This is a genomic window from Epibacterium sp. HA2-3 (assembly GCF_055693725.2).
Genome location: NZ_JBVFUL020000005.1, coordinates 42001 through 55331 on the forward strand (window position 1 = coordinate 42001; position 13331 = coordinate 55331).

The window sequence follows — 13331 nt, forward strand, 5'->3', positions numbered from 1 at the left end:
GGAAAAAGGGGGGAGGGCGGCCCTCCCCCGAGGTCGACTTGGAGAGGTCGTCAGTCGAGAAGACCCGCCTCCTTGGCGGCGGTGATATAGGTGGCCTCGATGTCGGCGAGGGTGGTTTCGGCATCCTTGGCGCCGGTCAGATAGGCCGACAGTCCATTGCCGAGTGCTGAGTGCAGGATGCCGAGCGCGGTGGAAGCCGGGTAGGGGCGTGCGCCATTGGCGGCAGACGCGGCGGCGCCAGCGGCGAGCGGTCCGGCCTCATAGCCCGGCACCAGCCAGACAGCGGCATTGTTGTTGGCCTGCACCATTTCGGCGTCGAGCCCTTCCATCACCACCTTGAAGGCGGCTTCGGCTTCTTCATCGCTCATGTTGGCGGCCAGCACGACGCCATCCCACCAGAGCGAGGTTGCAGGGGCTGCGGAGCCCATCGGCGCAGACGCCATGGTGACTTTGCCGACCACCTGGCTTTCGGCCTCGTCTTCCATCGCGGCGGCGCGGCTGGCCCAGAGGTTCGCGATGGCAATTTTGCCCTGCTGGAACTGCTGCTGCACATAGGTGGAGTCAGAAACGAGATACTCGGGGTCCATATAGGCGGTCATCGCCTTGAGGGTCTCGAGCACCTTCACGCCTTCGGGCGTGTTGATGGTGGGGTTGTTGTCGCCATCGACAAAATTCATGCCCTCGCCGAGGTACATGTTCACGAATTCCTGCGCCAGGTTCCAGCCGGTCTTGAAGGTGCCGCCGAGCGGGTAGTCAACGACGCCTGCGGCCTTGATCTTTTCGGCTGCGGCAAGCACATCGGCATAGGTCTTGGGCTCTTCGATGCCCAGATCGGCCAGAATGTCCCGACGATACATCAGGTGCTGGGCGTTCACCATCATCGCGATCGCCATGGTTTGACCGTCGATCTTGATGAGCTGGTTTGGCGACAGATCCTGACCGTATTTTGCGATCAGATCATCCAGCGGGCGAATGGTGCCGGCGTTCAGAAGCGGCAAGAGGGTCTCGTTGGCCACGCCGCCGATCTGATAGAGCGCGGGATCCGCGGCAAAGGCTTCGGGCTGCTTTTCCTTGAACTCCTGATCGAGCGAGGCAGAGAAGTTGCCACATTCCGCCATGGCGTCGGTGGCGGCTTTCCAGGCTTCAAACCCTGCGGTGAGGGATTTGAGCGGCACAGTGTTTTCAAAGGCGCAGGAGGCGGAGGCTGCCGCGCCAGCAAGGGACAAGGCCCCTGCCATGAGGATCGTTTTGAGTGTCATAAAGTGGGCTCCCTGTGGGGTTCCTGTGAGGGTGGGTTGCCGGGTTGTCCCGGTCTGTTCTGGAGTGATCAGAGACGTTCGCCGCTGGTGGCGTCAAAGAGATGGCAGATCGCGGGTGGCACGCTGAAGCTCACCGGATCGCCGATCTCGGCGCGGAAGCTCTTGTCGGCTTTCACCGAGACCAGGGCGCCGCCGACACGCACGGAAATCATGGTTGCATCGCCCAGGAGTTCGAGCGTGTAGATCGGCGCGGTGATCTGGCCCTGGCCCTCGGGCGCGAGGCTTGCATCCTCGGCACGAAAGCCCAGCGTGAGCGGGCCGTCCGGGGCATCAAGGCCCTGAATTTCAACATGTTTTGCGCTAAAGACCCCGCCGGAGACGGTGCCTTCCATCAGGTTCATGGCGGGCGAGCCGATGAAGCTTGCCACAAAGGTGTTGGCGGGGGTGTCGTAGATTTCGGTGGGTGAGCCGACCTGCTGCACCACGCCCTTTTTCATCACCACCACGCGGTCCGCCAGCGTCATCGCTTCGATCTGGTCGTGGGTCACATAGATGGTGGTAATCGCAAGCTCGTGGCTGAGGTTCTTGATCTGGGCGCGGGTGGAGACCCGCAGCTTGGCATCCAGATTGGAGAGCGGTTCATCCATCAGGAACACATTGGGCTCGCGCACGATGGCGCGGGCAAGGGCCACGCGCTGACGCTGACCGCCCGAGAGCTCGGCTGGTTTGCGGTGGAGGAATTCGTCGAGTTCCACCATGGCAGACGCGCGGCGCACCTTTTCGTCATGGGTCGCCGGATCCACGCCGCGCACCTTGAGCGGGAAGCGGATGTTTTCATAGACGTTGAGGTTTGGATAGAGCGCGTAGGATTGGAACACCATCGCCACATCGCGGTCCTTGGGTTCCAGATCATTCACCACTTTGCCGTCGATCAGGATGTCGCCCTCGGAAACGTCCTCGAGCCCCGCGATCATCCGCATGGTGGTGGTCTTGCCACAGCCGGAGGGGCCCAGCAGCACGAGGAATTCGCGGTCGGCGATGGTCAGGTCGAAGTTTTTCACCCCGACAAAGCTGCCCCAGCGCTTGCCGATATTGCGCAGTTGAATTTCAGCCATTGATACTCCCCGCGTGTGATGGCGCTGCGCTTGTCTGCAAAAGTGCAAGCGCTTGCAAAATTGGTAGCGAATGAATGCGTGCTCTGGCAAGGTGTTTTTGCAAGCGCTTGCACAAATGAGTCGGAATCTCTGCGGGGCGCCTATCTAAGGGTATGAAATTCAGATGGAAAAGACACAGATACAAAATGCCAAACGGGTGGTCCGCGCCTTCTATGAGGCGCTTGACCGCGCACAGGGAGACGAGATCAAAGCCGCGATGGCGGCGCATTGCAGCCCGAATCTTCTGTGGCGGGGCTATCATCCGTTTGACGAAATCACCGGCCCCGAAGCCGTCGCCGAGGCCTTCTGGCAGCCCTTGAAACACGCGCTGCGACCGCTGCAACGGCGGATGGATGTGTTTATGGCGGGCGAGAATGTCTACACCGAGCCGGGCGGCATTTGGGTTTCATCCATGGGGCATCTGATGGGGCTATTTGACGCGCCCTGGCTCGGGATCAGGCCCACGGGCAAGCTGGCGTTCCTGCGCTATTGCGCCTTTCACCGTGTCGAAGGCGAGCAGATCACCGAGACGGCGATGTATTTCGACATCCCGCATCTCATGATGCAAACCGGGCTGCAGCCCTTCCCGCCGCAAACCGCCAGCCATCAGGTCCAGCCGGGGCCACAGACCCATGACGGGGTGATGTTTGACCCTCAGGACCCGGAAAGAGGGCGCGCCACGCTGGATCTGATCGACCGGATGGTGACGGATCTTGGCACCTGGCAGGGCGCGCTGCCGCTCGAAGAGGAGCTGCGGCGCACATGGCATGAGGACATGCTGTGGTGGGGGCCTGCCGGGATCGGCGCGACCTACACGATCGAACGCTACGCCAAGCAACACTCAGGCCCGTTTCGCGCAGGCTTTGCCGAGCGCTCCAAGACCAAACATATCTGCCGCATCGGCGAGGGCCACTATGGCGGCTTTTTTGGCTGGCCAAACTTCACTGCGGTGCCCACGGGCGGGTTCATGGGAATGCCCGCCACCGGCAAGCCCGGCGAATTCCGGGTGATCGACATCTACCGGCGGGATGGCGACAAGCTGGCGGAAAACTGGATCTTCATCGACCTGCTGCATTTCTGGAAGCAACAGGGCGTCGATATTCTGGGTCGGCTCGACTAGATCGCGCACAGCGCCCCCTGAAACCGGGGGCGCGGTTCAGCTGGCGAAGGACTGGATGGTCTTGATCGCGCCCTCAAGCTCGCTGCCCTCTTCGTCGCGCAGCGCCGCCTCGCGCAGGCGCGCAATCCAGTCGGCGGCGTCCGCGCGGCCATCGACCAGCTTGGCCGCCGTCATCACGCGGGCGAATTTCGAGAGCCCCCGCGCATGGGTGTCGGAATAGCCTTTGACGAGGCGGCGGCAAGCCAGAAGCTCGGTCGCGGCACGCGCATCCCTCTGCGCCAGATCAAGGCAAGCGGCCTGCCACGCGTCGAGATGCGCCTGCTCCTGCGCGTGCCGCAGGCTTTTGCGGCGCAGGCGGCGCAACCCCCCGAGCGCATAGAGCAGCACAAAGCCGGACAACCGATGTGTGCGCACCCGGCGTCCGCGATTGAGGCGGCGGTCGATCCAGGCTGCAAGGCGCGGGCGGGCCTCGATCCAGCGCCCAAGACCCGCGGGCAGAAGCGAGATGATTTCCTCGCCCCGGGGGTGAAAAAATTCGGTCAGATGCAGCGGGCTCTGGCCTGATTTCATCTCTTGGGTGATGCGCTCAAACCGGGCGCGGCGGGTCTTGAGATCGGCCACGCGGATGATGTCGTCGTAACACATGGCGTTGGCGATATATTTGGCCGCCGCCTCCTGAAGCGCGGCATCCTCGGGACAGAGGTCGTGAAACTGACGCAGCCGGTCCAGATATTCGCGACCATAATCAACATCCTGAAACGCCACAGTTTTTTGCAGTCCCAGAACGGCCATCGTGGACAGGCGCTGCGCCTCTTCCTCGAGGCGCTGCCAGGCCTGAAGCTGGGCCTTTGGACCGCGCGGCGCGGCGGGTCGGCTGGATGGGGGTGCCGCCGTCTCGGGGGCATCAGATCCCGATTGCGCCCTTGCAAAGGCTGCATCAAAGGCGCGCAGGCTGGCCTCGACCCCTTTGCCGGAGGCGCGGATGGCATCCTCAAAGGCCGCGCGCGGGAAGGGCAGGGCGCCAGAGCCCGCAAGTGCGCCAAACAGCGAGGAGGAAATCACCGAGCCATTCTCGGCCGCCATGCGATCAAGATCGAACATGATGAGCTGATCCGAGGCAAGCCGGGCGGCCTCAAACACCTCATCGGGGTTGGCGATGCCGTCCCCGGGCACCATTTTTTCCGAAACCGCCAGCGCGCGATGGGTGGAGGCAATGAGCGTTGTGCGATCCGGGGTGACAAAGCCGCGCAGGATCGCACGCCCGGCCTCCATCAACTCGGCGGCGATCATGATGTCCACGTCGCCGCTGGTGGGCGCGAGCGAAAACACCGGCATGCTGTCGCCCATCGGGGCCATCTCGATGTAGTAGATCGTGGCGCCGGTGCGCTGTGCAACCCCGGCGACCGAGGTGGCCTGCGCCGCATATCCCTGCGCACGTGCGAGGCTTTCGATCCAGCCCGTGAGCACGCCACCGCCCTGACCGCCCACGGCGAGAATGGCAATCTTGATGATGCTCTGGAGTTTTTCGTCCGGGGAGCGGGCGGGCAGGGTGAGCGCATTCATGAGGACAGCTCCATAAAGGTCAGGCGTCGGGCCTCGCGGCGGCTTTGCAGCCAGCTGATGACGCTGAGAGAGACCCCACGCCACCAGCGTTCAAATCCGGTGGGATTGTGCACCACATCGGCGCGGTAAAAGCTGGGGCAGAGCACGGCGGCATCGGCCACCTCGCCACAGTTGCCACAGCCCACACAGGTATGGTCAATCGCCGCCACCGGGTCGTCGCGCAGCGGGTCGTCGAGGTGTTTCACCGACAGCGAAGGACAGCCTGAAAGGCGGATGCAGGCATGATCGCCAGTGCAGATGTCCTCATCCACACCAAAGCGCGGGATCTCGACCCGCTGGCCATCCTTGATCGCCTTGTTGCGCAAGGGTTTTTCGCGGCGCTGGCGGTTCAGCATACATTCCGAGGAGGCCACGATCACCTTTGGCCCGTCGTAATCGGTGGTGAGCGCCTCGCGGAACACATCGCGCATCCGGCCCACATCATAGGTGTGGTCGATATGGCGGACCCACTCGACCCCCACACCCCGAAGCGCCTTGGGGATCGGGTTCTGGGTGGATTTGGTCGGATTGTCGGCGCGGCTGGAGAGGATGTCCTGCCCACCGGTGGCGGCGGAGTAATAGTTGTCCACGATCACGGCGACCGAGTCGGATTTGTTGAACACCATATTGCCGATCGAGGACGACAACCCGTTGTGCCAGAAACCGCCATCGCCAATAATCGAAATCGCGCGCCGCTTGCCGCCGCCATCAAAGGCCGCATTGGAGGCAGGCCCCAACCCATAGCCCATGGTCGCCCCGCCGATTTCAAACGGCGGCAGCGCGGCAAAGAGATGACAGCCGATGTCGGCGCTGATCTGGTGGGTGCCGAGCTCCTCTTGTGCCAGTTTCAGCCCCGCAAAGATCGGGCGCTCCGGACAGCCGGTGCAAAACCCGGGTGGGCGGATCGGGACGGTTTTGCTGAGGTCAGGGATTTCGGGTGGCGGCTGGTTCGGCGCGCGCATCTTGTCCGGCAACAGCCCCGGCGCGTTGAGGCGCAGGAACTCCGAGATGCTGTCGAACATCACCTGACCGGTGTATTCACCCGCCATGGGAAAGACGTCCTTGCCGTGGAGTTTGACCTTGAGATCGGCGCGCAACAGCAGCGTGGAGAGCGACTGTTCGATGAATTCGGGCTGGCCCTCTTCGACCATGAGCACGGCCTTCTTGCCCGCCACAAAACTCAGCACCTCGTCATCCACCAGCGGATAGGTGACGTTGAGACAATAAAGCGGGATCTCTGTATTGCCGTGCAGATCCGCAAGGCCCAGACGCTGCAGCGCACGGATGACGCCATTGTACATGCCGCCCTGACAGATGATGCCAAGCTCGCCCTCTTTGGGGCCGAAGAACTCGTTCAGGCCCTTGTCGCGGATATGTTTCACCGCATTGGGCCAGCGGTTGTTGATCTTGTCCTGCTCGTGGGCAAAGGACATCGGCGGCAGCACCACCCGGTTCCAGTCCTTTTGCGGATTGCTGAGCGCGTCGCGCACCGTCAGCGCGGGGCGCTGGTTGTCGGAACATTCAAAGCTGCCGGTGACATGACAGCCCCGGATGCGCACCATCAGCATCACAGGTGTATTGGAGGCCTCGGAGAGCTCAAACCCGTCCCCGACGGATTTCACGATCGAGGGCAGGTTGGGGCGCGGGTCCAAGAGCCAGAACTGCGATTTCATCGCAAAGGCGTGGCTGCGCTCCTGCATGATGGAGGAGCCTTCGCCATAGTCCTCGCCCACGATCACCAGCGCGCCACCGGTCACACCAGAGGACGACAGGTTGGCCAGCGCATCCGAGGCCACGTTGACCCCGACCGAGCCTTTGAACGTCACCGCGCCCCGGATCGGATAATGGACAGAGGCCGCCAGCATGGCCGCCGCCGCCGCCTCGGAGGCGTTGGCCTCAAAGCGCACATCCAATTCGCCCAACAGCTCCTGCGCATCCGCCAGCACATCCATCAGATGCGAAATCGGCGCACCCTGATAGCCGCCCACATAACCCACACCGTTTTCCAAAAGCGCCTTGGTCAGGGCGAGGATGCCTTCGCCGGTAAAGGTTTCGCCTGCACCGGCGCGCAGGTGCTCGACTTCTTTTTTGAATGACCGTTCTGCCATGGCGTCCCTTGGAATCTAAACGAAGTGAGGTGGCGGGTGCGGCTGATCAGGGATCAGAAATCATGCACCCGGATATTGCGGAGCATCTTTTGCAGCGTGGTGGTAAAGACCCGTCGCTCGTCGGTGGAGATGCCTTCAAACATCTGCGCCGTGGCCTCTGCCATGCGCGGCCAGATCTTCTCGAATGCGGTGCGCCCGGCAGGGGTGATGAACACGCGGGTGGCGCGGGCATCCTCGGTGTCGGGCCGGCGTTCGACCAGACCATCGGCGTCCAGCCCGTCGAGCGAGCGCGAGAGGGTGGAATATTCCACCACCGCATAGACCGCGAGTTGGCCGATCAACAGCCCGTCGATCATCGCCAGCACCGCCAGCGCGCGCATCTTTGGCGTGGTCAGGCCAAGCTCTGCCAGTTCTTCACGCATCGACGCGTTGTAACGCCCCATGATGCGGTTCATGAGGTAGGGTGCGAAATTCTCCAGCCCGATTTCGCCGAGGGTTTGATGCTGTTCCTGTGGTTCCGTCATCCGCCCAATCGCTTTGCTGTGTTGTATCCCGAGCCGCCGCCCAGACCCGGTCCCGGGTGCGTGGAGGCTCCGATATGATATAGGTTGGAAAGTGATGTCGCCCCATTGCAGGAAGCGGGGAACGGACGAAAGGTGAAAAACTGATCGATGCCGCAATGACCGCCATAAGGGTCGCCGCCCACGAGGTTCATATTGAGCGATTCCAGATCGGCGGGGGAATAGGCGCGACGGGCCAGCTTTATGTCATCAAAGTTTGCAATGTGGCGCGCCAGGATCGCCTCGATCCGGTCGGCAAAGGCCTCTCGGGTGGTGTCGTCCCAATCCTTGCCGGTGATTTCCCCCTTGGCGTCGCCTTTGATCTGGCGCGGGGCATCGGGGATCTGTAGCCACAGGATCGCCTTGCCTTCGGGACAGCGCGAAGGATCAAGCCGGTGGGGCTGGCCGACGCAGATGGTGGGGGTTTCGGGAAAAAGGCCGCGCTCGGCCTCATTGGCGGATTTGGACACGGAATCAATGCCATCTGCGAGGTGGATCAGCGCCACATCCTCAAGTCCCTCGGCCTGCCATTCCGGGGTTTTGTCGAGGGCATAATGCAGCTGGAAATTGCCCCGCCCATGGCGGAAGGCCTGCGCCGCCGTCTGGTCGGGCGTGCTTGCCTCGCTTTTCAGTAGTCGCCCATAGAGCTGCGAAGGGGTGACAGAGGCCAGAACAGAGCTGGCCCAGATCGTTTCACCATCTGCCAGCCGCACTCCACGGGCCTTGCCGTCCTGTGCGATGATCTCTGCCACATCGGCACCTGTGCGCAATTCACCGCCGTGGGATTCAATGAGCGCGCGGAAGGCGGCGACCGCCTGGCCCGCGCCACCTTTGACGATGGGCGCGCCTGCGGCCTCCAGCGCAAAGGCGATGACCTTGCCCATCTGCCCGGAATAGGTGCTCTCGGGCGTGAGGCCCGTGTGCAATACCCAAGGCGCCCAGAGGGCCTGAATGTCGGGACTCTGATAGGAGGTCTCAAGCCAGGCGCGGGCGGGGCGCAGGGCCTCACCGAACCATGTTTTCAGCCCGTTGAGGCCGCGCTTGCGGATCTGCGACAGCATCAGTCGGGCGGTGCGCCAGCGCCAAAGCTCGCCCCCAAGGAGCGAGAACAGAAACTCCGCATCCGCCTCGATCGTGCCCACGTCGCGGCCGTGCTGGTCGCCGTCGCCTGTCGCAAGCGCATTGAACTGCGCGATATTGGCGGCGCGGTCCATGCTGAGCGTGGTGGCGCGCCCGTCGGGGCGCAACACGGCGGTGGGATGCGTCGTATGACACAGCTCAAACCCGTGCTGCGCCAGATCCCCCGCAAGCTCTCCGTAGGCGGGCGAAGTCAGGAACAGCACGAAGGTTGCGGCCATCACGTCATGATGAAAGCCGGGCAGGGTGGCCTCTGCGGTCATCATGCAACCGCCCAGACGCTCCTCACGCTCCAGCACCACCACCTTGCGCCCCTTGCGCGACAACAGGGCGGCGGCCACCAGAGCATTGATGCCCGATCCGATTATGACGTGATCTGTCATTGCCTTAGCCCTTGGGAACCATCGCAAGCGCGCGGATCGGGGAGCCGGTGCCACGCTCGATCTTCAAGGGGGCAGCGATCAGGATCGCGCCTTTGGCGGGCAGCTTGTCGAGATTGGCAAGGCTCGCCAGACCAAAGCAGTTGTCGCGGTGCAGGAGGTTGTGCGCCGGGTAAGGCGGATCCATCGCGCCAGCCTGACCGGCATCGGTCCCAATACACTGGCTGCCCCAGCCGACGATCTTTTTCGACAGGAGATATTCGACACAATCGGGGGTCGGACCTGGGCTGTGAGGGCCGTTTTCATCGGCATTGAGGAATTTCGCCTCGTCACCGGCGCGCTGGTCCCAATCGGTGCGCATCACCACCCATTCGCCCGCGTTGATCTCGCCGTGTTCCGCCTCCCAGGCCTTGACCATATCGGCGGTCAGCAGGAAATCCTCATCGGCGGCGCTTTGCTTTGAGCAGTCGATCACATTCACTGGCGCGATCAGGCGGTTGACGTCGAGCGTATCGGTAAAGCCGTCGCTGTAGTCCTTGCCGGTGATCCAGTGATGCGGTGCATCAAAATGGGTGCCGGAGTGTTCGCCCAGAACCATCCAGTTCCATGCAAAGAACGGGCCGTCCTCGTCGTATTCACTGATCTTGTGAATTTCGACCTTGGGCGTGTTTTTGGCAAAATCTTCGGGCAGCTGCAGGATGGGGGTGTTCGGCCCCAGAACGCCGGAACAGTCGACGATCTCGACCCCTCCCGACGCCAGCATGCGCCCCAGATCAGCCAGTGTGTTTTCAGCGTTCATTGCATCCTCCCTTGCAAAGATCGACCCCTTGGGTGTGATTCAAAGCTAGACAAATAAATTTGCATTTGCAAACAATATGCGTGAGGGAGGCCAGAAATGGACCAAAAAGCAGATGCTGTCATTATTGGATCGGGGATCAACAGCCTGGCCTGCGCCATGGTGCTGCAGAGCCGGGGCTGGCGTGTTCTGATCCTGGAACAGGCGGAGGAAATCGGTGGCGCGGTCAAGACCGGCGCCTATACGGCAGAGGGGTTTCGGCACGACTGGGCCGCAATGAACCTGTCTTTGTTTGCAGGCTCCCCGTTCTTTCAGCGTTTTCAAGACGACCTGATGGCGGCCGGGCTGGGCTTTGTGCCAGCCGAACGCTGCTTTGCCACTGCTTTTGGCGAGGACCGCTGGCTGGGGATCACCAATGACCCGGAGCGCAATCTGCACAATATTTCTGCATTTGCAAATAACGACGCGGAAACCTGGCGCGCACTCAGCGACCAGTTCCCGGCCCGTGCCGCACATATCTTTGCGCTCCTTGGCACGCCGTTCAAACCCCTCCCGCTGGCCAAAATCCTCTGGCGGCTCTGGCGCAAGGAGGGCACGCGCGGCGCCTTTGAGCTGCTGCGGTTTTTGCTGTCCTCGCCGCGCAGCTGGCTCGAGGACAGCTTTGAAAGCCCGGAACTCAGATCGACGCTGGCGGCCTGGGGCATGCATCTGGATTTTGCCCCCGATGTCGCCGGGGGCGCAGTGTTTCCCTATCTCGAAGCCATGGCCAACCAGAGCTTTGGCATGGTCATTGGCGCGGGGGGCGCGGATACGGTCATCAAGGCCATGTCCAGCTGCATCACCCGCGCTGGCGGGCGGATCGTGACCGAAACCACGGTCGAAGATGTGTTGATCGAGGGCGGCCGGGCGGTGGGCGTGCGGCTGCGCGACGGGCGCGTGCATCTGGCCGACCGTGCGGTGATCGCCAATGTCGCGCCCCAGAATCTGGCAAAACTGGTGGGCGAGGAGACGCCCGACTACCGCCAGAAACTCAAACGCTTTCGTCATGCGCCGGGGACCATGATGATTCACCTGGCGATGGAGGATCTGCCCGATTGGCAGGCCAGCCCGGAGCTGCGCCAATTCGCCTATGTGCATCTGGCACCGGACATGGACCAGATGGCGCGCACCTATCAACAGGCCAAGGCGGGGCTCTTGCCCGATGAACCCGTGGTGGTGGTTGGCCAGCCCACGGCAATCGACCCAAGCCGCGCACCAGAGGGCAAACATGTGCTCTGGATGCAGGTGCGCATGGTACCCGGTGCCATTGCGGGCGACGCGGCCGGGCAGATCTCTGCCCGCGACTGGCACACCGCGGCAGAACCCATGGCCGCGCGCGCCCTTGATATTCTGGAGCGCCACGCCCCCGGCACACGCGCCAAGATCATCGCCCAGAAGATTGTAACGCCGGACATGCTCGAGGCGGATAACCCCAATCTGGTTGGAGGAGACCAGATTTGCGGCTCGCATCATCTCTCGCAGCATTTCCTCTACCGCCCGATGTTTGGCCGCTCGGACGGAAGCACCCCCATCGAGCGCCTGTATCACACAGGCGCTGCGGTCTGGCCCGGCGCCGGAACCGGGGCGGGTGCGGGGTTTCTACTCGGTCAAAAATTGGCATCCTAGGGAGGACAACATGAAGACACTCAGCAAAAGAGGCTTTCTAAAGCTCAGCGCGGCCTCGATTTCACTGGCGACGGTGGGCCTGCCCGCCTTGGCGCAGCAGATCGACGAATTGGTGATCGCCAATAATGTGGCGCTGCCCAGTTGGGACCCGACCGTGGGCCTGTCGGCGGTGAACCCGACCCTGCAGGGCATGTATCAGTCGGTGTTTGACCTGTTCATCGCACAGGACACCGATCTGGCGCAGGTGCCGGGGATCGTGACCGACTGGGGCTGGAGCGACGACAAGAGCCAGATCTTCATGACCGTGCGCGAAGGCGTCAAATGGCATGATGGCACGGACCTGACGCCCGAGGATGTGGTCTGGAGCCTGGAGACCGCGGCCGATCCCGATGGCGGCAATCCGATCCAGTTCATCTGGTCCACCGTGGGGAACTTCCAGATCGATGGTCAGCGCATCACCGCGGATGTGCTGCGGTTTGAGCCGACGATCTTCAAATGGATGTCGTTCCTCACCGGCTATGTGCGCCCCAAAGCCTATATCGAGCGCGTCGGTGCCGAAGGGTTTGAGGCCGCGCCCATCGGTTCTGGCCCCTATATGGTCGAGAAATACGAGCGCAACGCCTTTGTGCGCCTCAAGGCTTTTGGCGATTATTGGGGGCCGAAACCCGAATTCGAGAGCGTGACCATCAAATTTGTAACCGACGCAGCCGCGCGGGTGGCGGAGGTCGAATCCGGCAACGCCCATGTGACGCTGGAGATGCCTTACGAGGAATATGACCGCCTGAAAGCGGGCAAACTGGAGGGTGTGGCGCATCCCGTCTCTGACATAGCGATGATTTTCCTCAATGATATTGAGGTGATGACCGATCCCAACGTGCGCAAGGCGGCGGTGATGGCGGTGGACAAACGCGCCATCGTAGACCGGCTCTTGTCGGGGTATGGTGTGCCGATCGACACGCTGCAGACACCGCAGTATTCGGCCTATGATGCGTCGATCACCACGCCCTATGACCCCGAAGGCGCCAAGGCGCTGCTGGCGGAGTCGGGCTATGGGCCGGACAATCCGGTCACCTTCAAGATCCAGACCACCCGAGGGTTCAAGCCCAAGGATTACGAGATCATCCAGGCCATTGTCGGGCTCTGGCGCCGGGTCGGGATCGAGGCCGAGATCGAGGTCTATGAGGTCGCCAAACATTACGAGCTGCGCGCCACCGACCAACTGGCGCCAGCGGCGTTTTATAACTGGGGCAACTCCATCGGTGATCCCACCACATCGACCGGCTTTGCCATGTTCGGCCCTTCGCCACATTCGGTCTGGGACGGCGAGGACCTCGCGGCGATGATCGGCCCGCTCTGGGGCGAAGCGGATGAGGCCAAGCGCATCGAAGGCTGGAAAGCGGTGGATCGCAAGATCGCAGAGGATGCGCTGGTGTTGCCGCTGTTCCAATATGTGCAGCCGATCCTGCATGCGCCGGGCGTGAAGGTGATGCCGCATACCTCGGGCGCGCTGCTGCCGGCGCTGATGACACGCGGATAAGGGATGGGGGCAG

General features: G+C 62.5%; 10 protein-coding genes. 3 read left to right on the forward strand and 7 right to left on the reverse strand.

Annotation, left to right across the window (positions count from 1 at the left end; all coding sequences use genetic code 11):
- Positions 1–50 precede the first annotated feature (50 nt).
- Both ACZ1HH_RS20025 and ACZ1HH_RS20030 read right to left on the reverse strand, forming a co-directional pair.
- Complete coding sequence (locus ACZ1HH_RS20025; protein ID WP_416370172.1) at positions 51–1259, reverse strand: ABC transporter substrate-binding protein; 1209 nt, start codon at positions 1257–1259, stop codon at positions 51–53.
- A gap of 68 nt (positions 1260–1327) precedes the next feature.
- Positions 1328–2374 carry an ABC transporter ATP-binding protein gene (locus tag ACZ1HH_RS20030; protein WP_472635821.1) on the reverse strand — a complete coding sequence of 349 codons (1047 nt, stop codon included), beginning with the start codon at positions 2372–2374 and terminating at the stop codon, positions 1328–1330.
- 163 nt (positions 2375–2537) lie between these two features.
- On the opposite strand from ACZ1HH_RS20030, the gene ACZ1HH_RS20035 reads away from it, so the two are divergent.
- A complete protein-coding gene (locus tag ACZ1HH_RS20035) occupies positions 2538–3533 on the forward strand; it encodes an ester cyclase (protein WP_472635820.1) in 996 nt (331 codons plus the stop codon).
- A 36-nt stretch (positions 3534–3569) separates the two neighbouring features.
- On the opposite strand, the gene ACZ1HH_RS20040 is transcribed toward ACZ1HH_RS20035, so the two are convergent.
- The 5 genes from ACZ1HH_RS20040 to ACZ1HH_RS20060 are packed head-to-tail and all read right to left on the reverse strand — an operon-like array spanning position 3570 to position 10119.
- Complete coding sequence (locus tag ACZ1HH_RS20040; RefSeq protein ID WP_472635819.1) at positions 3570–5096, reverse strand: indolepyruvate oxidoreductase subunit beta family protein; 1527 nt, start codon at positions 5094–5096, stop codon at positions 3570–3572.
- On the reverse strand, positions 5093–7243 hold the full coding sequence (locus tag ACZ1HH_RS20045; RefSeq protein ID WP_472635818.1) for a thiamine pyrophosphate-dependent enzyme: 2151 nt from the start codon (positions 7241–7243) through the stop codon (positions 5093–5095). The genes ACZ1HH_RS20040 and ACZ1HH_RS20045 overlap by 4 nt, the downstream gene beginning before the upstream one ends.
- A gap of 53 nt (positions 7244–7296) precedes the next feature.
- The gene (locus tag ACZ1HH_RS20050) at positions 7297–7767 is read right to left on the reverse strand and encodes a MarR family winged helix-turn-helix transcriptional regulator (protein WP_416370177.1); all 471 of its coding nucleotides are present in this window, start codon (positions 7765–7767) and stop codon (positions 7297–7299) included.
- Positions 7764–9323, reverse strand: a complete 1560-nt coding sequence (locus tag ACZ1HH_RS20055; RefSeq protein ID WP_472635817.1) for a phytoene desaturase family protein — start codon at positions 9321–9323, stop codon at positions 7764–7766. The genes ACZ1HH_RS20050 and ACZ1HH_RS20055 overlap by 4 nt, the downstream gene beginning before the upstream one ends.
- 4 nt (positions 9324–9327) lie before the next feature.
- Positions 9328–10119, reverse strand: a complete 792-nt coding sequence (locus ACZ1HH_RS20060; RefSeq protein WP_416370179.1) for a cyclase family protein — start codon at positions 10117–10119, stop codon at positions 9328–9330.
- A gap of 96 nt (positions 10120–10215) precedes the next feature.
- On the opposite strand from ACZ1HH_RS20060, the gene ACZ1HH_RS20065 reads away from it, so the two are divergent.
- Together ACZ1HH_RS20065 and ACZ1HH_RS20070 are read left to right on the forward strand one after the other, a co-directional pair.
- A complete protein-coding gene (locus ACZ1HH_RS20065) occupies positions 10216–11781 on the forward strand; it encodes a phytoene desaturase family protein (protein WP_472635816.1) in 1566 nt (521 codons plus the stop codon).
- A 10-nt stretch (positions 11782–11791) separates the two neighbouring features.
- On the forward strand, positions 11792–13318 hold the full coding sequence (locus ACZ1HH_RS20070; RefSeq protein ID WP_416370181.1) for an ABC transporter substrate-binding protein: 1527 nt from the start codon (positions 11792–11794) through the stop codon (positions 13316–13318).
- Positions 13319–13331: the final 13 nt, after the last annotated feature.